General features: G+C 61.2%; 21 protein-coding genes. 19 read left to right on the forward strand and 2 right to left on the reverse strand.

Translation table 11 applies throughout. The features are described from left to right. Window positions 1-49 precede the first annotated feature (49 nt). Window positions 50-1,306: an MFS transporter gene (locus ACOYJL_RS00075; protein ID WP_433568157.1), complete on the forward strand. Its 1,257-nt coding sequence runs from the start codon at window positions 50-52 to the stop codon at window positions 1,304-1,306. A 152-nt stretch (window positions 1,307-1,458) separates the two neighbouring features. Continuing rightward, a complete protein-coding gene (locus ACOYJL_RS00080) occupies window positions 1,459-2,832 on the forward strand; it encodes a hypothetical protein (RefSeq protein WP_433568158.1) in 1,374 nt (457 codons plus the stop codon). Window positions 2,833-3,223: 391 nt separating this feature from the next. Here the strand turns inward: ACOYJL_RS00080 and ACOYJL_RS00085 are convergent, their stop codons facing one another. Beyond that, on the reverse strand, window positions 3,224-3,487 hold the full coding sequence (locus tag ACOYJL_RS00085; RefSeq protein WP_433568159.1) for an FmdB family zinc ribbon protein: 264 nt from the start codon (window positions 3,485-3,487) through the stop codon (window positions 3,224-3,226). A 141-nt stretch (window positions 3,488-3,628) separates the two neighbouring features. On the opposite strand from ACOYJL_RS00085, the gene ACOYJL_RS00090 reads away from it, so the two are divergent. From ACOYJL_RS00090 to ACOYJL_RS00100, 3 genes are all read left to right on the forward strand, one after another. Further along, window positions 3,629-4,306 carry an HAD family hydrolase gene (locus ACOYJL_RS00090; RefSeq protein ID WP_433568160.1) on the forward strand — a complete coding sequence of 226 codons (678 nt, stop codon included), beginning with the start codon at window positions 3,629-3,631 and terminating at the stop codon, window positions 4,304-4,306. A gap of 2 nt (window positions 4,307-4,308) precedes the next feature. After that, window positions 4,309-4,974: a thiamine diphosphokinase gene (locus tag ACOYJL_RS00095; RefSeq protein ID WP_433568161.1), complete on the forward strand. Its 666-nt coding sequence runs from the start codon at window positions 4,309-4,311 to the stop codon at window positions 4,972-4,974. A 207-nt stretch (window positions 4,975-5,181) separates the two neighbouring features. Then, window positions 5,182-6,156 carry an NmrA family NAD(P)-binding protein gene (locus tag ACOYJL_RS00100; RefSeq protein ID WP_433568162.1) on the forward strand — a complete coding sequence of 325 codons (975 nt, stop codon included), beginning with the start codon at window positions 5,182-5,184 and terminating at the stop codon, window positions 6,154-6,156. Window positions 6,157-6,340: 184 nt separating this feature from the next. Here ACOYJL_RS00100 and rpmB read toward each other — a convergent pair whose 3' ends face one another. Next, entirely contained in the window at window positions 6,341-6,529 is a 189-nt protein-coding gene (gene rpmB / locus ACOYJL_RS00105; protein WP_433568163.1) for a 50S ribosomal protein L28, read from the reverse strand. A gap of 266 nt (window positions 6,530-6,795) precedes the next feature. Here rpmB and ACOYJL_RS00110 point away from each other — a divergent pair, with 266 nt between their 5' ends. The 14 genes from ACOYJL_RS00110 (at window position 6,796) to ffh (ending at window position 21,907) form a co-directional block, all read left to right on the forward strand. Then, a complete protein-coding gene (locus ACOYJL_RS00110) occupies window positions 6,796-7,146 on the forward strand; it encodes an Asp23/Gls24 family envelope stress response protein (protein ID WP_433568164.1) in 351 nt (116 codons plus the stop codon). A gap of 43 nt (window positions 7,147-7,189) precedes the next feature. Continuing rightward, window positions 7,190-8,866: a DAK2 domain-containing protein gene (locus ACOYJL_RS00115; protein WP_433568165.1), complete on the forward strand. Its 1,677-nt coding sequence runs from the start codon at window positions 7,190-7,192 to the stop codon at window positions 8,864-8,866. 4 nt (window positions 8,867-8,870) lie between these two features. After that, complete coding sequence (gene recG, locus ACOYJL_RS00120) at window positions 8,871-11,066, forward strand: ATP-dependent DNA helicase RecG (protein WP_433568166.1); 2,196 nt, start codon at window positions 8,871-8,873, stop codon at window positions 11,064-11,066. After that, a complete protein-coding gene (gene rsmD, locus ACOYJL_RS00125) occupies window positions 11,063-11,653 on the forward strand; it encodes a 16S rRNA (guanine(966)-N(2))-methyltransferase RsmD (protein WP_433568167.1) in 591 nt (196 codons plus the stop codon). The genes recG and rsmD overlap by 4 nt, the downstream gene beginning before the upstream one ends. Next, complete coding sequence (gene coaD, locus ACOYJL_RS00130) at window positions 11,643-12,164, forward strand: pantetheine-phosphate adenylyltransferase (RefSeq protein WP_433568168.1); 522 nt, start codon at window positions 11,643-11,645, stop codon at window positions 12,162-12,164. Before rsmD ends, coaD begins: the two co-directional genes overlap by 11 nt. Before the next feature lie 98 nt (window positions 12,165-12,262). Then, a complete protein-coding gene (locus ACOYJL_RS00135) occupies window positions 12,263-12,760 on the forward strand; it encodes an ATPase (protein WP_433568169.1) in 498 nt (165 codons plus the stop codon). A gap of 4 nt (window positions 12,761-12,764) precedes the next feature. Continuing rightward, window positions 12,765-13,391 (forward strand): YceD family protein, encoded by a 627-nt coding sequence (locus ACOYJL_RS00140; protein ID WP_433568170.1) that lies wholly within the window; start codon window positions 12,765-12,767, stop codon window positions 13,389-13,391. 121 nt (window positions 13,392-13,512) lie between these two features. Then, a complete protein-coding gene (gene rpmF, locus ACOYJL_RS00145; protein WP_433568171.1) occupies window positions 13,513-13,692 on the forward strand; it encodes a 50S ribosomal protein L32 in 180 nt (59 codons plus the stop codon). 232 nt (window positions 13,693-13,924) lie between these two features. Continuing rightward, on the forward strand, window positions 13,925-14,914 hold the full coding sequence (plsX, locus tag ACOYJL_RS00150; RefSeq protein WP_433568172.1) for a phosphate acyltransferase PlsX: 990 nt from the start codon (window positions 13,925-13,927) through the stop codon (window positions 14,912-14,914). Window positions 14,915-15,016: 102 nt separating this feature from the next. Continuing rightward, window positions 15,017-15,256 (forward strand): acyl carrier protein, encoded by a 240-nt coding sequence (gene acpP / locus ACOYJL_RS00155; RefSeq protein WP_433568173.1) that lies wholly within the window; start codon window positions 15,017-15,019, stop codon window positions 15,254-15,256. A 13-nt stretch (window positions 15,257-15,269) separates the two neighbouring features. Beyond that, window positions 15,270-16,019 carry a ribonuclease III gene (gene rnc, locus ACOYJL_RS00160; RefSeq protein WP_433568174.1) on the forward strand — a complete coding sequence of 250 codons (750 nt, stop codon included), beginning with the start codon at window positions 15,270-15,272 and terminating at the stop codon, window positions 16,017-16,019. A 30-nt stretch (window positions 16,020-16,049) separates the two neighbouring features. Next, window positions 16,050-19,589: a chromosome segregation protein SMC gene (gene smc, locus ACOYJL_RS00165; protein ID WP_433568175.1), complete on the forward strand. Its 3,540-nt coding sequence runs from the start codon at window positions 16,050-16,052 to the stop codon at window positions 19,587-19,589. Then, window positions 19,589-20,488, forward strand: a complete 900-nt coding sequence (ftsY, locus tag ACOYJL_RS00170) for a signal recognition particle-docking protein FtsY (protein ID WP_433568393.1) — start codon at window positions 19,589-19,591, stop codon at window positions 20,486-20,488. The genes smc and ftsY overlap by 1 nt, the downstream gene beginning before the upstream one ends. A 3-nt stretch (window positions 20,489-20,491) precedes the next feature. Next, complete coding sequence (gene ffh / locus ACOYJL_RS00175) at window positions 20,492-21,907, forward strand: signal recognition particle protein (protein WP_433568176.1); 1,416 nt, start codon at window positions 20,492-20,494, stop codon at window positions 21,905-21,907. The last annotated feature ends 50 nt before the right edge of the window (window positions 21,908-21,957 follow it).

The following is a 21,957-nucleotide window of genomic DNA, read 5'->3' on the forward strand; positions in this document are numbered from 1 at the left end:
GAGGGTCGCAGGCCAACTGTTTGCGACCCTCTCTTTGGAGGCTGACAACATGACTAAAGGCGAGGCGAAGGCCATGGGGACGCCAGGCTTGGTAGCGCTATTCCTTACCACGTTCCTGTACATGGCCGACCTTGTTTTCTACCCATCCTACGGTGCCATGGTCCAGGCGTTTCCCGAAGCGTCCACCGCCATCATGAACTTCTGCATGATGGGCTCCCAGCTGACCGCGATGATCGCTTCATTTCTCGTGATGCCTGCGATGACCAAGTTCAGCAAGAGAGACATCCTGCTGTTTGAGACCTTGCTGTTTGGCGTGAGCGCACTGTGCGCCCCCCTCGTTCATGACGTCTTGTACGTGACGGTGATGCGCACCATCTCAGGCCTGGGCTTTGGAGGCGTTCTCGGCGTTTCCGGTGCGCTGATTCAGCAGGTTTATGCAGACGACCCCGCTCGTAGAGATCGCTACATCGGTCTCTACAATTCGGCCTTGGGACTTGCGGGGGCAATCGGGTCGCTTGCCGGCGGCCTCCTCGCCACCATCAGCTGGGACGCCATCTACCGCTTCTACTGGATCGTCGTCCCCATTTTTATTCTCGAGTTCCTCTTCCTTCCCAAGACGCTGCCGGACGGGGAGGAGGCCACTCAAGAGGGGAGCCAAGGCGAGCCCGCCGATGCTTCCGAGGACGCACGCGGTCAGAGTGGCTGGAACGGGACCCTGCCGTCGGTTCTGGCGTGTGCTCTGTCGTACCTTTTTGTGAACATTATCTATGTTGGCATGGCGTCTGGCGAGCTCTCGCTCTTCGTTGTCGAGCTTGGCTTGGGCGGCGAAGCGGAGTCGGGAGTGCTCATGATGGTGGCGGCGCTGATGGCTGTGCCTTGCGGCATTGCGTTCCCATCCATCTATCATAAGTTTGGAAGATGGACGGCATCGCTTTTCTATGCCGTCATGGCCATAGGTCTTCTGCTCTACTGCTTCCCAAGCAACATCTTCGTGCTTGGGCTTGCCATTGCGTGCGTGTCGTTTGCCTACTCCATGGGCCTTGCCTACTACATGATCTATGCAGGCGAGGTGGCGCCGCCCGCCAAGGCATCTTCCGCGATTTCTCTTGTGACCATAGGCATGGCGCTCGGCGCCTTCGCGTCGCCGTTTGTCGTAACAGCGATACAGGAGATGCTAGGCACAACTTCCCTTTTGCCGGTCTATCCGGTGCTTCTCGTGGCTACGCTCGCTGGGCTTCTCATGTGCATCGTTCTGGCAAGAAGGGCGACCCGGAACCAAGGCGAAAAAGTGGCGGGCAAAGCCTAGCCGAGCATTGCCCCTCAGTGTGCGTGCAGGCGGGATGGTCGTTTTGCCAAAAACATTGGTCAAAGAATGCTTGTTGTCACCATGAGGGTGGCTAGGTGGCATTTCTACGATCCAAATGGGGTTCGTTGTGGTCTTTGACATAAGGAGGAAGCATGGCTGATCTTGAAGGGTCTGCACCGACCGGGCTTGATTGGATTCCGCAAATTCCCATTGAGTATGCCTACGAGGCGCCAAGCCTTGTCTATTGGGGAAAGTATCACCCCTACACGTTTACCAACTGGCGCGACGAAAGCAGGTCGTGGAAGGAGAACTGCTACCTGCACGCTGGCCTCTCCATTGGCATCGTGACTTCTTCGGTGAAAGGACCAGATGCCGACAAGTTCTTAAGCGCATATTCGGTGAGCGACTTTACGACAATGAAGCCCTATCGTGCTCGTCACATCATCATGTGCGCGGATAACGGCAACATCATCCAGGACGGAATGGCAATCAAACTTGCCGAGAACGAGTATCGCTGCTATGACATCGCGCCGTATGTCGAGTACTTGGCAGAGACGAGCGGCATGGATGTCACCGTCGAAAACATCACGGACAAGATGTTCATTTTCCAGCTTGGTGGACCACGCTCGCTCGAGGTGCTGGAGCATGCGGCAAAGCAGGATTTGCACGACTTAAGATTCATGAGGCTGTGCGACGCGAAGATCGCAGGTCACGACGTTCAGGTTCTGCGAATGGGGATGTGCGGAACGCTGGGATACGAGGTCCATGGGACCATTGACGCGTCGCATGACGTCTACAACGAGCTAGTTGAGGCAGGCAAGCCTTATGACCTGCACAAGCTCGGGACTCTTGTCTACGTGAGCAATCACACCGAGAACGGCATTGCGCAGCAGCCCGCTCACTTTATCGAAGCGTGGAAGGATGACGAGGGCTTTGCCAAATGGGCGGAAGACCACTTTGGGATCTGGTTCTCACCGCTTGCGGAGGTTCCGACTGGCACCTACACAGATAACATCGAGGACGTTTTCAAGACTCCATACGAGCTCAACTGGGGCAAGATGGTCAACTTCAATCACGAGTTCAAGGGCAAGGCGGCCCTTGAGAAGGTGCGGGATTCGCATCATCGCGAGCTTGTGACCTTAAGCTGGAACGACGATGACATCATCGACGTCTATCGTTCACAGTTCGATGACGGCCCCACTTATAAGCAAATAGAGCAGCCGCTCAACTATGGTGATGCTGGCCCAATGGGCAACCTCTGTCCCGCTTATCGCGTCGAGGCTCCTGGCGGCAAGGTAATTGGTCAGAGCATGTGGCGCGTCTACACCGAGTTCTATCACAAGTTTGTATCGCTTGGCATCATAGACCCCGAGTACACGGAGATGGGGACCGAGCTTACTGTCATTTGGGGCGAGGCTGATGGTCCGCAGAAAAAGATGCGTGTAACGGTAGACCGCTATCCATACCTAGATCTTCCGAGCAACAAGGACTTTGATATCGAGTCCATTCCTCACTATCAAGGATAACGTTAGCGAGCTGGCTCATTAGACTGAGCTGGAGCGCCAAATGACAGGCCCCGTGACCGGTCTGCTTGGTCGCGGGGCCTAAGCGTTGCGCTAGGCTGCTCTGATATCAACTGTGATTGCCATTTTGGGGTTGCGCGCCACCCGCTGCAAGAAATCTGCGGTTGTAGGTCTTTTTCGCCGGGATGCCCAAGTATCACAAGCCAGGTGCCATTTCCCTACCTGCGGGCCTGTGACGCCGAGGCGTTTTTGTACTTTGCGGGTGCCCCCAAAAAGACCTACAACCGCAATATTCTTGCAGGCGTGGGCACGTATGGGCGGATCGCCCATAGCAAACGGGGGCAAGCGCGCAATGCGCTTGCCCCCGTTTGCCGTTTTTAGGACGCACGTGAGCCTACTTAGAGCTCGAGCTACTACTTGAACCGCTGCCGCGCTGGTCGGTGTTGTAGAAGCCTGACCCCTTGAACTCGATGCCCGACGGAGAGAAAACGCGCTCTGCCTCGTGACCGCAGGTGGGGCATGTTACGCGAGGATGTGCGGACATGGGGTGTTCAACTTCGAATGTCGTGCCGCAAGCGCTGCAGTGATAGTCATAGCGAGCCAATGGAAAGACCTCCAGGAAAATGCATGTCAACAGGTTGTGATCAAAGTGATGCAATCACAACCTAGACTACTCTACCCAAAGCTTTACTTAATCTATACAAGAGGCAGAGCTTTCAAAGCTTTATCATTCCCTTGTTTGCGTTCGGCTACCTGTGCCACGATGAACAGGCTCATTTCTAGATTCATTGGAGGATGCATGGCAATCACTGGGGCAATCTTTGACTGTGACGGCACACTCGTTGACTCGATGCCCATGTGGTTTGACGTTTTCTACAAGCTTCTTGAGAACCATGGCTACTCGCGAAAGGACCCTGCCGTGATCTCCGCTGTCGTTGAGGCGGAGCCCCTAAGCATTCCCGAGGAGATTACGTTCCTTAAGGATCGCCTTGGTCTTTCTGGCTCTGAGCGGGATCTTTTTGACGAGCTTGACGCAATGGTTCGCTTTGCCTATGCAAACACCATTGAGTCGTATCCCCGAGTCAAGCCATTTCTAGAGGGCCTGCATCAGATGGGCGTCCCCATGATCGTCGCTTCCTCGACGGGCGCCTCTGACGTTCGTATTGCGCTTCGGGCCCATGGGCTGGAGCAGTATTTCATTGATATCGTGAGCGCCGAGGAGCTCGGCCTCTCAAAGGAAGAGCCCACCATTTACTATCAGGCGCTAGAGAAGCTAGGCACGTCGAAAGAGTCCACTTGGGTTTTTGAGGATGCCCCCTTTGGCGTGCTCACTGCGCACAACGCGGGCTTTCCTGTGGTCTGCGTCTTCAACGGTCATGACAACCGCGACGAGAAGCTGCTCCGAGACAACTCAGACATCTTTACCTTTGAGTTTGAAGGCCTCGACCCTCATGACCTTGCGAGCTGGAGTCGATAGCCATGGGAAAGAGAGGCTCGTTCGCGCTCATCGTTGCTGGCTCGCCTGTCCCCAGCTCGATCGAGCTCGTTTCCCAACTGGCGGCACAGGCCAAGGTCGTTATTGCCGTCGACCGTGGCGCTATCTGGTGCCAGCGCTCTGGCGCCGTGCCTACTCTGTTGGTAGGGGACGAGGACACTGTTTCTCAATCGGCACTTGCTTGGGCGCGCGAGCATGGCGTCTGCGAGCTTGCGTTTGACCCCATGAAAGACGACACCGACCTCTCTCTTGCGTTTCGCGCCATTCGCGAGCAGCGCCTCGCCGCGCCGGGCGAGGTCGTGGTAACGTGCGCAATTGGCGGGCGTCCTGACCATGCGCTCGGAGTCTTCGGCGTGCTCTCGAAAAACGCCGACCTTGCGCCCCGTCTTGTGGAGGACGGTCTTGAGTGCCGTGTGCTCTCGCCATTGGGTATCCCAACGTGGAAGTTTGGGGCAAAGGCCGTCGGACATACCTTTTCTGCGGTCGCGCTCGCCCCGACAAACGCAATCACCGAGCGCGGCATGCGCTGGGAAGTTGACCACCTGCCCTTGCGACCGCTTCAGGATCGCGCCCTTTCCAACGTGATTGAGAGGCCTGGCGCGTCCATTGCCTGTGACGAGGGCGTCATTGCGGCGTTCCTTATTGATTAGCCTCGGGAAGCTGCGCTTTCGCTGCCGTCGCCACTCAGCCTCGTGCTCCCTAGATGGCGAAACTGTAGAGGAAAAATGTTCACTTTCATTAATAGCTAACACGAAAAGCTAATACTACTAGCTATGTGTTATCCTCAATCGACTCCTGCAGACGGCAGCGCTCTCGTCATGCCGGATTGCAGCGGAAACTATGCCTAGGAGGCACGGATGAAGTACGTCGTTACTGGTTGTGATGGCAAGCTCGGCGGTCGCGTGTGCGAGAACATGCTTAAGGAGGTCGACCCGCAGGACCTGATTTTCACCTGCCCCTTCCTCGACCGTCTTGATCCAGAGAGGAAGTCTCGCTGGGAAGCTCTGGGCGTTGCCGTGCGCCAAGCAAACTATGACAACCCCGAGGAAATGACGAAGGCCTTTGCTGGCGCCGACCGCATCTACGTTGTGTCTGCAGTCACTATCGGCGAGATTCGCGTCCAACAGCACAAAAACGTCGTTGACGCGGCTATTGCGGCGGGCGTGAAGCACATCGTCTACACGTCGTTCTTGGGTGCGAGCGACCCCAAGTACGCCCACGTTTACGTGACGCCCGATCACACGGCAACCGAGGCATACATCCGCAAGCGTGCCGCCGAGACGGGCATCACCTACACCTTCATGCAGGACAATCTCTATCTTGAGAACTACCTCACCACCTCCGTGATGCTCGCGCTCATGAGCGGCAACAAGTGGTACACGACGGCAGGCGAGGGCAAGGCGACCTTCGTTCCCAAAGACGACGTCGCGCGCTTCGCCACGGCGCTCCTGCTTGGCAGGGGCGAGAACAACAAGACCTATCACGCCTGCGGCTGCGAGTCGCTGGCCCAGCGCGACCTCTGCAACATGGTCTCTGACCTCTCGGGCATCAAGATCGAGTACTGTCCGGTCAACAAGGACGAGTTCTTCGAGTACCTCGACTCCATGCACATCCCGCGCACCGCTACAGGCGACTATTCGCGCTCCCCAGTGCCTTGGTGCGGAAACGACATGGTCACCAACGAGTACAGCATCGCCGAGGGGCTCATGGACGTCCCGTCGGACGACATCGAGCGCGTAACGGGCAAGAAGCCCATGACGGCGCGCGAGCTCGCGAAGAGCTACAGCTACATCTGGGAGAACCACGTCACCAATTGGAAGGACATCAAGTAAGCGACTGCTTGTGTAACGCGACAGCCCAATTTGGCTTGCGTATTGCAGCGAGGTCGGAATCAGGCGTTCCGGCCTCGCTTTTTGCGCGCCGTAGTGGCTCCTGGCGATGAGCCAGACCATCCAGACATAAGAAAAAACCTCCCCGAAAGGGGAGGTCACAACAAGCAATGATTGGCGAGAAGAACTAGCCGCGGACCAGGTTGCCCTTCTTCAGGCACTTGGTGCAGACATTCATCTTCTTGCGCTTGCCATCAACAACCAGCGTGACGCGCTGGATGTTGGGCTTGAACGTACGATTGACGGTGCGGTGAGAGTGGCTAACAGAACGACCGGCGACGGCATGCTTGCCGCAGATATCACAAACCTTCGACATGACCTTGACCTCCATTGGGCAGCGCGTGTGCGCCTATTTCCAAAAAGCTTTGTTAATATAGCACACCTTGTCTTTCGCGCAACCCCAAGCCCCGATATGTTGTGGCGGTCTTGTGACAACTGGGGCTATATTATGCGCCTTGTCGGCCTGCTCGGCTCCCTTGCAATTGCGAGGAATGCCCCATGGGCCGCCCTGCGCTATACTCCAAGAGATTGATGGGTCGCTGCGGAGAACGCGGGCGGCTCCAAGAGGCGAGAGGAGACCCTATGTCCGGTGTGGTTCCGGGAACGCTTAAGGTTTCGAATGACTGCATCGCAGACCTTGCGGGATATGCGGCGCTCGAGTGCTATGGCGTCGTAGGCATGGCAGACGTTGACGAGCAGAAGGGCGTCGCCCAGCTGCTTCCAGCCAATAGGCTTCGTCGTGGCATCGATGTCGCAGCAACCGATGATGGCCGCTTGCGCGTCGACCTTCATGTGATTGTCGAGCAGGGCGTTAACATGTCCTCGGTCGTCGGCAACCTTACAAGTGCCGTGAAGTTCCTCCTCAAGCAGATTGCAGAGCTGGACAACCCCGAAGTGGTCGTCCACATCGAGGGTCTTCGCGCTACTCGCTAGCCGCCGTCCCTACGAAATCACAAGGAACCGAGGTCAGAATAAGATGTACGCGACTGTCGTCCGCAGGTGCTTTCCCATTGCCGCAAAAGTTGTTGCCGACAAGGCCGAGGACATCAACAAGCTCAATGTCTTTCCCGTCCCCGACGGGGATACCGGCACAAACATGTCACTTACGCTGGGGACCGTCGTCAAGGAAGTCGAGGCGCTTCCTGCTGACGCCACCATCGAGGACATCGCCAAGGCCATCACGCATGGCTCGCTCATGGGCGCTCGCGGCAACTCTGGCGTCATCACGAGCCAGATTCTGCGCGGCCTAGCGGAGGGCCTTTGCGACGCCAAAGACCAGGAGAACCCCACCGGCGCCGACATCGCGCACGCGTTCCGCCGCTCGGTGAAGGTCGCCTTCAAGGCCGTCCGCAAGCCTGTCGAGGGCACCATCCTCACCGTGCTGCGTGACATGTCCAACCGCGCCGACCAGCTGGAGAAGAGCCGCGTCTCCGCCACCGAAATGCTCGATGCCCTCGTGATCGAGGCCTACGAGTCGGTCGCGCGCACTCCTGACCTGCTTCCGGTCCTGAAGGAGAACGGCGTCGTCGACTCTGGCGCCTTTGGCTTTGCCACCTTCTTCGAGGCCTTCGTGAACGCCGTCGAGGGCAAGGGCGGCGAGGTCTCTGACTTCAAGACTACCGTCGACTCCGACGACGCGAAGGCGGCCGTATCCTCCAAGGTCGCCATCGAGCTCAACGACGACTGGGAGGGCTCGCAATATCGCTATTGCAACGAGTTCCTCTTCCATGCCAACGACAAGAGCTTCAACAAGGACGAGGCGCTTTCCTATCTCGCTACGCTTGGCGACTGCGAGCTCGTGGTGGGCGAGTACCCCGACTATAAGGTGCACGTGCACTCCAACACGCCTGACAAGGTCCTCGCCTACATGCTCGAGCGCGGCCAGATCTTTGAGGTCTTCATCCACAACATGGACCTCGAGGCCCATGAGCGCACCGCCAAGATAGCCGCAGACAAGGCCGCCGCAGCTCCAGCTCCCCAGCCGAAGAAGCAGCTTGGATTTGTGGCCGTGGCCGCAGGCTCCGGCGAGGCCTCGATTCTTGAGTCTCTAGGCGTCGACGTCATTGTGTCTGGCGGGCAGACCATGAACCCGTCCACGGCAGACATTCTTGCCGCCGTCGAGAAGGCCAACGCCAAGAACGTCATCGTGATGCCGAACAACGGAAACATCCGCATGGCCGCCGAGGCCGCGGCCTCTGCCTGCGAAGACGCGAAGGTCGCCGTGGTTCCTACCAAGACCGTGCTGCAGTCCTTCTCGGCAATGATCGTCGTCGACCGCGACGCCTCGCTCGAGGATAACGTCGAGGCGATGACCGAGGCCATCCAGGACATCCGCGGCGGTGAGGTAACCCGCGCCGTGCGCGACTCCTCCGCGGCCGACGGCACGCCAATCCACGCGGGCGACGTCATGGGCATCGAGGACGGCTCTATCGAGGTCGTTGGCAGCTCGGTCTCTGACGTGACGGTGCAGCTCGTCAACCGCATGCAGGAGGCGGAAGAGGGGGACACCCTGACGATCTTGGCAGGCTCCGACCTCACTGACGATGACTTCGAGAAGATCGTCTCCGCCGTCGAGGAGGCCCAGCCCGACCTTGAGGTTGACCCGCACCGCGGCGAGCAGCCTCTCTATCCGATTGTTTTCTCCATCGAGTAACGCTTTGAGCGCGTCCTCATCAACTTTGGGCGGAGTGCCGAGCGTAAGCCCGGCTGCTGATAAGGTGGAGCGCACCCTTTCCCTTGCCGATGGGGTGGGTCGCCTTCGCTATGTGACAGATGGCAAGAAGTCGTCAAGGCGCCAGGCGCTTGAGCGCCTGGGCATACACCGTGTGCGCGACTTGTTCCTGCATGTCCCCAGCCGCTACCTCGACTACAGCCACAAGGTCGTCATCGGCATGGCCGATGTTGGCGCCGAGGCCACCATCGTGGCGCAGGTTGACCGCATCACCCTCAAGCGGCCTCGCCCTCGGATGCAGATTGTCGAGATGTACGTGGTCGACAGCACCGGAGTGCTCCAGGCGAGCTTCTTTCGCCAGCCATGGCTTGCCGACCAGGTGAAGCGCGGCGATTGGGTTGCCCTCTCGGGCAAGGTGACCTTCGACTATGGCTTCAAGCGCATGACCAGCCCATTCATAGAGGTCCTCGGGTCTGCGGACGAAGCGGCAACCTATGGGCGCGTCCTTCCCGTGCATCCCGTGGGGGAGGGCATCTCCACCTCGTGGATGCGACGCATCATCTCGTGTGCCATCGCCGACGTCGGCGACGTCTGCGACTGGGTCCCGGCGCAATTCGTCGAGAGCCACGGCCTCATGTCGCTCTCTCGCGCAATCTCAGAGGTGCACTTCCCTTCCAGCTTGGCCTCGGCCGAGGCCGCCCGCCGCCGCCTTGCCTACGACGAATTGCTGAGCCTTCAGGTTGCGCTCCTCTCTCGCCGTGGCATGGAGCTCTCTGGCGTCACGCCCACGCGCCACGTGACGGATGGTCCCCGCATGGCCGCGCTTCTCGGCGCAATGCCCTTCTCGCTCACAGACGAGCAGAGGGCCGCGGCAGATGACATCCTTGCCGACATGGCTGCGCCACACGTGATGAACCGCCTTCTTCTGGGCGACGTCGGCACTGGCAAGACCGCCGTCGCCGCGGTCGCCTTGGCAGCCGTCGCCGACACGGGCACGCAGGCTGCGGTGATGGCGCCAACGTCGGTCTTGGCCTCGCAGTACGCCGAGAAGCTCGGGCCCGTGCTCGATGCGTCGGGAATCACCTGGACGCTCATCACGGGGTCCACGCCCCCGGCCGAGCGCGCGGAGGCAACCGAGAGGATCTCTTCTGGCGAGACCTCGGTCACGTTTGGCACGACGGCCATGCTCTCGGATGACATCGCCTTCAAGGAGCTCACGCTCGTCGTCATTGACGAGCAGCATCGCTTTGGCGTCGACCAGCGCGCCGCCCTCAGGCGCAAAGGCGCGGCGGCGGACCTTCTCGCCATGACGGCGACGCCCATCCCGCGCACGCTTGCGCTCTCGATCTACGGAGACATGGGCTGCTCGCGCATCAAGCGCCGCCCTCGCGCGGGCGCGGGGGTCACAACGAAGGTGATCACCCCATCGAACCTCGACCTTGCCTACGCCTCGATTCGCGAGGCCGTCAATGCCGGCCACCAGGCGTACGTGATCTGCCCGCTTGTGGACGATACCGACGACGGCTCAGACCTCGATGACGTGCCTGATTCTGTCCGCAGTCGCTCGGATCGCGTGCGCTCTGCCACCGCGACGCTTGAGGAGCTCTCCCAGCGCGTCTTTCCCGACCTCCGCTGCGACCTCCTCCACGGTCGCATGAGCGCGGCCGAGAAGGACGAGGTCATGGCGCGCTTTCGCGCGGGCAAGTCGGACATCCTGGTTTCCACCACGGTGGTCGAGGTGGGCGTCGACGTGCCGAACGCAACGGTGATGCTGGTGCACGACGCCGATCGCTTTGGCCTGGCGACGCTCCATCAGCTGCGCGGCCGCGTTGGCCGCGGCGACTGGGCCGGGCAGGTCTGGCTCTCGTGCGCGGCAAAGAAGGGCACGCCCGCTCGCCAGCGCCTGGCCGCGCTCGAGTCGACAAGCGACGGCTTCGAGCTAGCAGAGCTCGACCTTAAGCTCAGACGCGAAGGAGAGGTGCTGGGATATCGCCAGCACGGCGGCGTCACACTGCGCATCTCCGACCTTTCGGCAGACGCCGATCTTGTAGAGGCTGCGCACAAAGACGCGCTTGCGCTCTTCGACAAGGACCCCAAGCTGCAGTCTGCAGAGGGCCGGCCGTGCGCCATCGAGGCGAGGGAGCGCTTCTCGGCGTACTTTGACGAGGTGAGGCGCGCATGAGGGTCGTTGGCGGAAAGTGGCGGGGCAAGCCGCTTGAGGCTCCCGACGGTCGTGCGGTCACGCGCCCAACCACCGACAGGAACCGCGAAGCCATGGCGTCCATGATCTTGTCCGCGAAGGGGCTCGACCTTGCGGGCTGCTCAGTGCTCGACGCGTTTGCCGGCTCTGGCGCTATGGGAATCGAGCTCCTCTCGCGAGGCGCCGCGCGCTGCACCTTCTTTGACCGCGACCGCCGGGCCGCCGCGCGCATCCGTCGGAACTGCGCGTCGGTGGGGGCTGCGCGCGACGAGTATTGCGTCGTTGCCGCCGACGTCGTCGCTTCTGCCGCAAAGGGGCAGGTCAAGGGCGCGCCCTTTGACATTGTCTTTCTCGATCCGCCCTATGCCATGGATGCCGGCGCTGTCTCTTCGCTTGTCGAGTCGCTTTCGTCGTCTGGGAGCCTGGCCTTGGGCGCCGTGGTAGTCTACGAGCGATCAACCGACGCCAATGGCCTTTCTGCACGCGGCCTTGTCCTCAAGAAGTCAAAGAGATACGGCATCACCAGCGTTGACCTCATGAAGATGGAAGGAACAGTCGATGAGCATTGATGGCCTGACCCACGTGGTCGTTCCCGGAACGTTTGACCCCGTTACTTTTGGCCACTTGGACGTCATCCGCCGGTCGTGCAAGCTCTTCTCGCACGTGACGGTCGGGGTGGCCGAGTCGGCTCGCAAAAACGGAACCGGCACCGCGTTCTCGCTTGACGAGCGCGTCGAGATGATTGAAGACGCCCTTTCTGACCTCGGATTTCCTGAAAAGATCGACGTCGTTCCCTTCACGGGGCTGCTGGTTGACTTTTGCCGCTCCATCAACGCTGACGGCGTCGTAAAGGGGCTTCGCGCCATGACCGACTTTGAGTACGAGCTTCAGCAGGCCGGCCTCAACAGTCGCATGGCGCCAGAGATTGAGTCGGTCTTTGTCATGTCGAGCCCCGAATACGGGTACGTCTCCTCATCAATAGTTCGCGAGATTGCGGGCATGGGAGGGGACGTCAGCTTCCTCGTCCCGCCCAATGTTGAGCAAAGACTTCGTGAGCACTATGAGGGCACGGTCGATTGAGACCGTTATGGTCGTCTTTTCTGCTACCATCAAACAAAATGTGGGTTAGGGCGGCGCGTGGGTGCGCGCATCGGCTCGAACTTTGAAAGGAGACCTGGATGCAGCCGGGTGAGGAAATAGAGAGCCTGATTGATGAGCTCGAGCAGATGGTGGATGAAGCTAAATCCCCGCTCACGGGCGGCGGTCAAAAGAAGATCGTCGACGCCCAGGAAGTGTACGAGATTCTCGACGAGATTCGCAGGCTTTTCCCGCAGGAGTTTCAGGACGCCCGCCGCATCCTCAAGGAGGAGCAGGAGACGCTCGACCGCGCTCAGCAGCAAGCCGACTCTATCATTGCGGACGCGCAGCAGCAGGCAATGATCCTTGCTGGCGACCAGGAGGTCGTCCGCCTTGCTCAGCAGCAGGCTGACAACATCCGCGATCAGGCCGAGCAGTACGAGCGAGACACCCGCTACAACGCCGAGGAGTACGCCGACACCGTGCTTGCCCACCTCGAGGATAACCTCAAGTCAATCACCAGCTCGGTCACGCGCGTGCGCCAGACGCTCGACGAGAACTCCGGTCCTCGCAACACCACGAACAACGTTCCTTGGTAGCGCCATGCAGTCAGTCATCTTTCCAATTGATGAGCGCCTCGCCGAGGCGGGTGACACGCTGCCTCTTGTCGGCCACCTCGACGAAGAGGGCTATTCGCTGGGCGAGCATGACTTCAAGCTTCCCGAGGGGATCGACTATGACCTCGTGCTCACAAACGCAGGGGAGGGAATCCTTGCGACGGGCATGCTCAAGACGCACGTTGTGGGCACCTGCGACCGCTGCCTCGAGGACGCCGAGTTTGACATTAACGGCGAGGTAGACGAGTACTTCTTGTTCGAAGAGCCTGCCGAAGAGGACCTTTCCGACGACGAGGACGAGATGGACTATTCGCTCGTCTCGCCCGACCACACCATCGATCTTTCCGGGGCGCTGCAGGCGGCCCTTATCATGGAGACACCGTTTGTGGTTCTATGTCGTCCCGACTGCAAGGGCCTCTGCCCCGTCTGCGGAGCAAATCTGAACGAGGTGGACTGCGGCCACGCGGCGCAGATGGAGGAGGATCGCCTGAAGTCGAGCCCCTTCGCCGTTCTCGCAAACCTCAAGCTTGACGACGATGACGCTGCGGACTCCGAAAGCGCTGATAACCCTGGCGTCGAGCGCGCTGCCGGCGGCTCTTCGGACAAGGCATGAAGATATTGACAATCTCGCCAAAACCCTTCCATGCGTGGTATAGTCATCAACGCATGATTTTTGGTTAGGCCGTCCTGGCGCGCGAGGCAGGACGTCACGAAGAGTCAAGAGAGGTTCAAAGATGGCAGTTCCTAAGCAAAAGAAGGGCCGCGGCGCCACGCATACCCGTCGTTCCGCAAATAGCAAGGTCGCCATGCCGGCTCGTTCCGTGTGCCCGCGTTGCGGCGCTCCTAAGCTCCCGCATCACGTGTGCCCCAACTGCGGCTACTACAAGGACCGCGAGGTCGTCGTTACCGAGTAGCCCTCACGACTTGCACATGGCCTGGGAGGTCGGTCCCTTCTTGGGTCGACCTCCTTTTTTCTTTTGAAGTCAGTTTTGGCCGGTATGCGCTTCCTGGCTTGGCGGGTCTTCTATCCCGGACTCAACAAGCGGGAAGTGGGAAGCAGGCGACAAGACCGAAGCAGGCCAATCGTCCGGGCTTTGACTTATGCTTTGGCGACGCGCTTCGGGCGTCCTGTCAATAGGGGGAGAAATGACCACCATCTGCGTTGATGTCATGGGCTCAGACAAGGAGCCCCCCGTTCTTCTTGAGGGCGTCGCAAAGGCTCTCGAGAAGGACTCTGACCTCAAGGTGCTCCTCGCCGGCGCAGCCGACGTCGTGGAGCCCTTCGCAAAGGACCACGACCGCGCCAGCGCGCTCGCGACCACCGAGGTCATCTCGATGTCCGAGCATCCTACTAACGCAGTGCGCCACAAGAAGGACGCCTCGATAGTCCGCGCCTGCGGCGCCGTCAAGGCGGGGGAGGCCGACGGACTGTTCTCCGCAGGCTCTACCGGAGCCGTCCTCACCGCGGCCACCTTTGGCATTGGTCGCATCAAGGGCATCAAGCGGCCCGCGCTCACCCTTGCGACCCCATCTCCTACGGGCAGCGGAACCGTGTTTCTCGACGTGGGGGCAAATGCCGACGTCAAGCCCGAGGTGATCGTGCAGTTTGCGCAGATGGGGCGTGCGTACTCCGAGGTCGTCATGGGCGTCGAAGACCCCAAGGTCGGCCTGTTGTGCAATGGCAGCGAGGACACCAAGGGATCGATGCTCGCCATCTCCTACCATGAAGCGCTGGCAAACGCCAACTGCGGCTTTGCAGGCAACGCCGAGGGCACCGACCTTCTCGCCGGCACCTTCGACGTTATCGTGACGGATGGCTTCACGGGCAACGTTGCCTTGAAGTCGATTGAGGGGACCGCCAAGTTTTTCTTGAAGACCCTCAAGACCTCAGTCGCCAACTCCAAGCGCTCGGCCATGGGCGCCTACCTGCTTTCGCCCACGCTCAAGGGGCTCAAGAGCGACCTCTCGGGAGACGATTACGGCGGCGCTGTTCTTCTGGGCCTCAAGGCGCCCGTCGTGAAGGGGCATGGCAACACGAGCTCGGACGCTGTCTGCGCGGGGACGCTCATGTGCGCTCGAGCGGTTCGTGGCAATCTGTGCGGCAAGATTGCCGCTGCCTGCGCCGAGGAGGCGTGAACGGGTACTATTGTTTAATGAAGCGCGGCGTGACCAAGCAAGGCCGTCGCGCATATTTCGTGCAGCCTCGCCGCGTTTGCGGCATTCACACAGGGAGGAACCATGGATCGCAGCGAGATCGTCGAGAAGGTCATCTCGATAACCAAGGAGACCCTCGGCCTTTCTAGCGACAAGAAGATTGACGAGACCACGTCGTTCAAGGATCTCGGGGCCGATTCCTTTGACCTTCTTGAGCTGGTCACTGCCCTCGAGGACGAGTTTGACCTGACCTTCGACGACGAGTCCCTCGAGAAGATCGCGACCGTCTCCGATGCCGTGAACGCCATCGAGGCTGCAAAGTAGGCAGGTCTCATCATTGAAGACATCCGAACGCATCGCCGAGGTCGAGCGCATTTGCGGGCACAAGTTCGCCAATCGCGATCTCATAACTTCTGCAATCACCCACCCGTCAGCCGTCGAGGGCAAGCCTGTTTCTGCGTCCTACGAGCGGCTTGAGTTCTTGGGCGACTCCATCCTTGGCGCCATCATCGCCACCGAGGTGTTCGAGCGCTTCCCGCAGATGGACGAGGGCGAGCTTACGCGGCTCAAGATCTCGCTCGTCTCGGGAGAGATGCTGTCCAAGGTGGCGGGGGACCTCGGCATTGGCCCCCTGATCATTGTCGGCGAGTCTGAGAAGGGCACGGGGGCCCGCGGCATGCATTCCGCGCTCGAGAACGTCTACGAGGCGATCGTTGGCGCGCTCTATCTTGACGCTGGCTATGACGAGACCCATCGCTTTGTGATGGAGACCGTCTTCCCGCACATCTCGCCAAAGCTTGCCGAGCGCCCCATCAGCCCAAAATCTCGCCTGCAAGAGGTCACGCAGCGCGACCTGCGCTGCGCTCCCGAGTACAAGCTCGTCGCCGAGGAAGGCCCTGCGCATGACCCAACGTTCACCTCGGTCGTGCTCGTCGACGGCCGCCGCATCGGTCGCGGCAAGGGCTCATCGAAGAAGGGCTCCGAGACCGCGGCGGCGCTCGATGCCCTTGAGCGCCTGCAGGCAGGCAAGCACGGGACCACAGACGACGGTGCCGTCGAGGACTCGCAAGACTTCGACGAGCAGTAGACAAACCACTACGAAAGGCGTGCCTGACCTGTGTATCTGAAGTCGCTCACTCTCAAGGGCTTCAAGTCGTTTGCCGACAAGACGACCATGGTCTTTGACCCAGGCCTGAATGTCGTCGTAGGCCCAAATGGATCGGGCAAGTCCAACGTCTCCGATTCAATCCTCTGGGTTCTTGGCGAACAGAGCGCAAAGATGCTCCGCGGCCAGGCCATGGAGGATGTCATCTTCTCGGGCAGCTCTGCGAGGCAGCCAGTTGGCGTGGCCGAGGTCACCCTTGTGCTCGACAATTCCGATCACACGCTGCCCATCGACTTCTCCGAGGTAGGCATCACCCGTAGGATGTATCGATCTGGCGAGTCTGAATACCTGATCAATGGCGCGCCTTCGCGGCTCATGGACGTGCAGGACATCCTGCACGACTCAGGCCTTGGCAAGGACACGCACTCGATCATCAGCCAGGGCAAGCTCGACGCCGTGCTGCAGAGCCGCCCCGAAGAGCGCCGCTCTCTTATCGAGGAGGCCGCCGACATCTCAAAGCACCGCCGCCGCAAGGAGCGCAGCGCCAAGAAGCTTGCATCGATGGACGAGAACCTCTCGCGTGCAAAGGTCGTCTCGCGCGAAATCTCGCGCCAGCTCAAGCCTCTCGAGCGCCAGGTTGACCGCGCAAAGCGCGCCGCCGACGTGAGCGACCGGCTCTCCGAGCTCACGACCCAGCTTGCGGTGGACGACCTTCGGCAGCTCCAGAAGCGCTACAGCGAGCTTTCGGCGCGCGGGCGCGAGGCGGACGCGGCCATCGAGCTCGCGCAGTACCGCTATGACGAGAAGAGCGCGGACCTCGAGAAATACCAGTCGCTGCTCGAGCAGAAAGGCCTTTTCGTTGGAGACCTTGGCGAGCAGCGCCGCCGCATGCAGAGCATCCTCGAGCGCATGGACGCCGACATGCGCCTGCTTGAGGAAAAGGGCAAGAACATGGTCGACCGGCTGTCAGAGATGCGCATGCAGCTCTCAACCATGTCGAAGCAGCGCTCTGACGTCGCTGCCGACCATGAGCGCGTGTCGGGCGAGCTCTCAGACGCCCGCGTTCGCTCGCGCGAGCTCGAGCAGCGCGTCAGCGAGCTTTCCGAAACGGCCCATGCGGCCTCCAAGCGCCGCCGCGAGCTTGAGGAGACCCTCACGCGCCGCAGGACCGATGAGCGCAAGGCTCGCTCCGAGGCGGACCGAGAGACGCTCGCCTCGGCTAAGCTCGAGAGCCAGATCTCTAACTCGGAGGTCGAGGACGGTATGTTCCAAAGCCGCCTCGACGAGCTTGAGAGGACCGTCGCGACCTCTGAGAAGGCCCTAGCCGAGCGCGGCGAGCGCAAGGACGCCCTTGAGAAGTCGCTCGCCGACGCGCACGAGCGCGTCGAGATGATCGCGGCAAAAATCGCAGAGGCGCAGCCCGCGCTCCAGTCGGCCCGCAAGGCCGAGCAGGACGCCCGAGCTCGCCTGTCGTCTTCAGAGGCGACGCTGACCGCCCTCAAGGCCGTAGATGCCGAGGTTGAGAAGGCAAGCCCGCTCGCCGCTGCCCTTGTCGCCGGAGACTCGGGCAGCCTCGTGGAATGCCGCCTTGCCGACCTCATCGACGCCGACCCCCAGATGGAGGCGCTTGTCGAGCACCTCTTGGGAGATGACCTCGCCGCGCTTGTCGTTGCCGACGAGCAGTCCGTCTCCTCCGTGGCAAACGCGGCCGCCTCGCTCAAGAAGGTTGAGGGGCGCGCCACGGTCGTCGCGCGCGACGTTCCCTTCGCGCAAGCGCCTGCCGACGCGCCGGGAGAGCCACTCGTCGACCACCTGCGCATTGCTGACGACGCCCGAGCGGTGCTCGGGGCGCTTCTGGGCGACGTGCGGCTTGTGGGAAGCGTTGACGAGGCGCTCTCTGCTCACAAGGCGGCCCCTGCGCTCACGTACGTCACGGCCGAGGGAGTTACCGTCCTTCCCGATGGCCGCTGCGTGCTTGGAAGCGCGCCGACCTCAGAGGCGGGCGCCCTCGAGCGCAAGCGCCGCATCAGGGCGCTGACCGAGGGGCTTGAATCGCTCAAGTCCGAGCTTTCCGAGGCAACGGCCGCAGCCGAGAAGCGCGAGGCGGATCTCTCTGCTGCCCGTGACGCCGCGGCGTCAGCAAAGGGAGAGGTCGCGCGTCTTTCGGGCGAGCTCTCCTCGCTCACCAAGGAGATTGGCCGGCTCGAAGGCCAGCGTCGTCGCGCTTCCGACGAGCGCGCGCAGGTCTCCTCTCAGCGTGCCAAGTCTGCCGAGAAGGCGGCTGACGCAAAGAAGAGCATTCAGACCCATCGTGCAGCTGCTGAGGCGGCCACCAAGCGCGCGGAGGAGCTCTCCTCGGGCCTCGCTGAGCTTTCCGACCAGCACGACGAGGCCGTGCGCGCGCAAGGCAAGGCGAATCATGAGCTTGGCGACGCAAAGGTCGAGCTTGCCCAGGCAAAGGAGCGCACCAAGAACCTTGAGACTCGCGAGCATGACCTCGCCAGACGCGAGCATGACCTCGCCAAACGCATTGAGGCGACCGAGAACAGCTCGCGCGCCCTCGAGGTGGTGCGCCTGCGCGTCGACCCCCTCCACGATCGCTACGACGCAATCCATGAGCGCGCTCTTGTATGGGCCGCCCGCCTGAAGGACCGCGCCTCTTTGGCCGAGGCAGACTCCGAGTCGCTCAAGAAGACGATCAGCGACGCCAAGGAGGCCGTAAACTCCGCAAACTCCGAGCTTTCTCGAGCCAAGGACGTAGCGAGCGGCGTGAAGGTCGAGCTCGGCCGCCTTGAGGTGCAGGTCCAAAATGCCATCGACGCAATCACGGCGACGGGCGCCGTGCTCGACGACGCGCTCCAGCTTCCTGCGCCAGACGACCGCGAGGCGGCGGAGCGCGAGGTAAAGCAGCTGAAGGCGCAGCTTGACTCCATCGGTCCCGTCAACGAGGTCGCCATGGACGAGTACATGCGCCTCAAGGAGCGTGCTGACTACATAAACGAACAGGTGGAAGACCTTGAGAGCGCACGTCGCTCGCTTTCCAAGATCTCTGCCACCATCGACAGAAAGATGCGCCGGCGCTTCTTGGTGACCTACGACAAGGTCAACGAGAACTTCGGGCAGATCTTCTCGATGCTCTTCCCGGGAGGTCACGCGCACCTTGAGATGACCGACCCCGACCATCCCGACCAGACTGGCATCGAGATTGTGGCGCAGCCTCGCGGCAAGCGCATCACCAAGATGATGCTGATGTCTGGCGGCGAGAAGTCGCTTACGGCGCTTGCGCTTCTCTTCGCCGTGTACAAGACGCGCACCGTGCCGTTCTACGTGTTTGACGAGGTCGAGGCCGCACTTGACGACTCGAACCTCTCGAGGCTGCTTGACGCCATCGAGCAGCTGAAGGAAACTACCCAGCTCATCGTCATCTCCCACCAGCGGCGTACGATGGAGCAGGCGGACGTGCTCTACGGCGTCTCCATGCAGGCGGACGGCGTGAGCCATGTGATATCGCAGCGCTTGGATAGAGCGACAGGAAAGGTGGTTGATGCGTGATGGGTCTTTTTGACAAGCTCAAGAGCGGCCTCTCCCGCTCTCGCGAGGCCTTAAACGAGATTTTCTACATGGGCGGAGAGGTTGACGAGGAGTTCTGGGAAGACCTCGAGGACACGCTCGTGATGGGCGACATGGGCGGAGAGCTGGCCATGCGCGTGACCGACGACCTGAGGGAGCAGGCAGCCCGCGAGAACCTCACCCGCGCCCCGCAGCTGCGCGACGCGCTGGCGACGCGCCTGGCGCAGGAGTTTCCGGCATCGGACCGCGACCCCTTCGAGGACACGCCGTCATGCGTGGTGTTTGTGGGCATCAACGGCGCAGGCAAGACCACCACGGTTGGCAAGCTTGCCGGCGTGGCGAAAAACGAAGGCAAGTCATGCCTGATTGGCGGCGCCGACACCTTCCGTGCCGCCGCAATCGAGCAGCTTGAGGTATGGGGAAAGCGCGCGGGCGTGGAGGTTGTCACGCGCGAGCGAGGCGCCGACCCCGCAAGCGTCTGCTACGACGTTGTGGAGCGCGCCGAGCGCGAGGGCACCCAGCTCACGCTCATCGATACCGCGGGCCGCCTGCACACGTCGTCCGACCTCATGCGCGAGCTTGCCAAGGTCGTCAACGTCACCCGCAAGCGCGCCACGATGCCCGTGACGGTTGTGCTGGTTATTGACGCCACGACCGGGCAGAATGGACTTAACCAGGCAAAGGAGTTCAACTCCGCGCTCGACCTCGACGGGCTCATCGTGACCAAGCTTGACGGCACTGCCAAGGGAGGCATCGCCGTTGCCATCTCAGAGCAGCTTGGCCTTCCCATCTACCGCATTGGCGTGGGGGAGTCCATAGACGACCTGCAATCATTCGACGCGCTGGATTTCTGCCGCGCGCTCGTAGGCGAAGGGAAATAACGAATGTTCAACAGCCTCTCCGACCGCCTTCAGGACACCTTTGACAAGCTTCGCGGCAAGGGCAAGCTCACCGAGGACGACATTGCGCTCGCCATGCGCGAGATTCGCATGGCCCTTCTCGAGGCCGACGTCAACTACCGCGTGGTCAAGGACTTTGTGGCTGAGTGCAAGCAGAAGTGCCTCGAGTCCGACGTCCTCGACTCGCTGACGCCGGCGCAAAACGTCGTGCGCATCGTGCTTGACCAGCTGACCGAGCTTCTGGGGTCCACCGAGTCGAAGCTCGTGCTTGCGCAGAACCGCACGCCCAACGTGATCATGCTCGTGGGCCTTCAGGGCTCAGGCAAGACGACGGCCGCGTCCAAGCTCGCATACCTGCTGAAGGGACAGGGCCACTCTCCGCTGCTCGCGGCCTGCGACACCCATCGCCCCGCCGCTGCCGACCAGCTCGAGACGCTGGGCAAAGAGATCGGCGTGCCGGTCTATCGCGGCGACGGCAAGGACGCCGTGCGCGTGGCCAAGGAGTCCATCCAAGAGGCCGTAAGCCACATGAACGACATCGTGATCGTGGACACCGCCGGTCGCCTGCAGATTGACGAAGAGATGATGCAGGAGGCCGTCGCCATCAAGGACGCGGTCAAGCCAGATCAGATCCTGATGGTCGTCGACGCCATGACCGGTCAGGACATTGTGAACGTTGTTTCTGAGTTCGCCGAGCGCACCGACTTCGACGGCGTGATCATCTCCAAGCTCGACGGCGACGCGCGCGGCGGCGGCGCCCTCTCGGTGCGCGCCGTCACCGGCAAGCCCATCAAGTTCGTCTCGATGGGCGAGAAGCCCGACTCGCTGGAAGTCTTCCATCCCGACCGCATGGCCAAGCGCATCCTGGGCATGGGCGACGTCTACGGCATCATCGAGCAGGCCGAGAAGGTCGCCGACCAGGAGCAGATCGACGCAGCCGAGCGCATGCTGCGCGAGGGCTTCACGATGGACGACCTGCTCAACCAGATGCAGCAGATCCGCAAGATGGGCGGCTTGGCCAAGATCATCGGCTCGCTTCCTGGCGGCGAGCGAGCGATGGCCCAGCAGGGCGGCGTGGACGAGAAGTCGATGGACCGCATCGAGGCGATGATCCACTCCATGACCAAGGAGGAGCGCGCCCGGCCAAAGATCATCAACGGCCAGCGCAGAAAGCGCATCGCCCAGGGATCTGGTCGCAGCGTCCAAGAGGTGAACCAGCTCATCAAGCAGTGGAGCGAGATGAACAAGATGATGGGCAAGATGCGCCAGATGACCAACGCCGGCGGAGGCTCGAGAAAGCAGCGTCGCCAGATGGAGGCCATGATGCGCAACATGGGGATGGGCGGTCAGATGCCCACCGGTGGCCGTGGTGGTCGCGGAAGCCGTGGCCGTCGTCGGTAGCTGGCCGGCGGCTCCTTCAGGGCCTGGTCTGTCTCACAATGCGCTCCCAA

This window comes from Tractidigestivibacter sp. (genome assembly GCF_050946515.1).
GTDB lineage: Bacteria > Actinomycetota > Coriobacteriia > Coriobacteriales > Atopobiaceae > Tractidigestivibacter.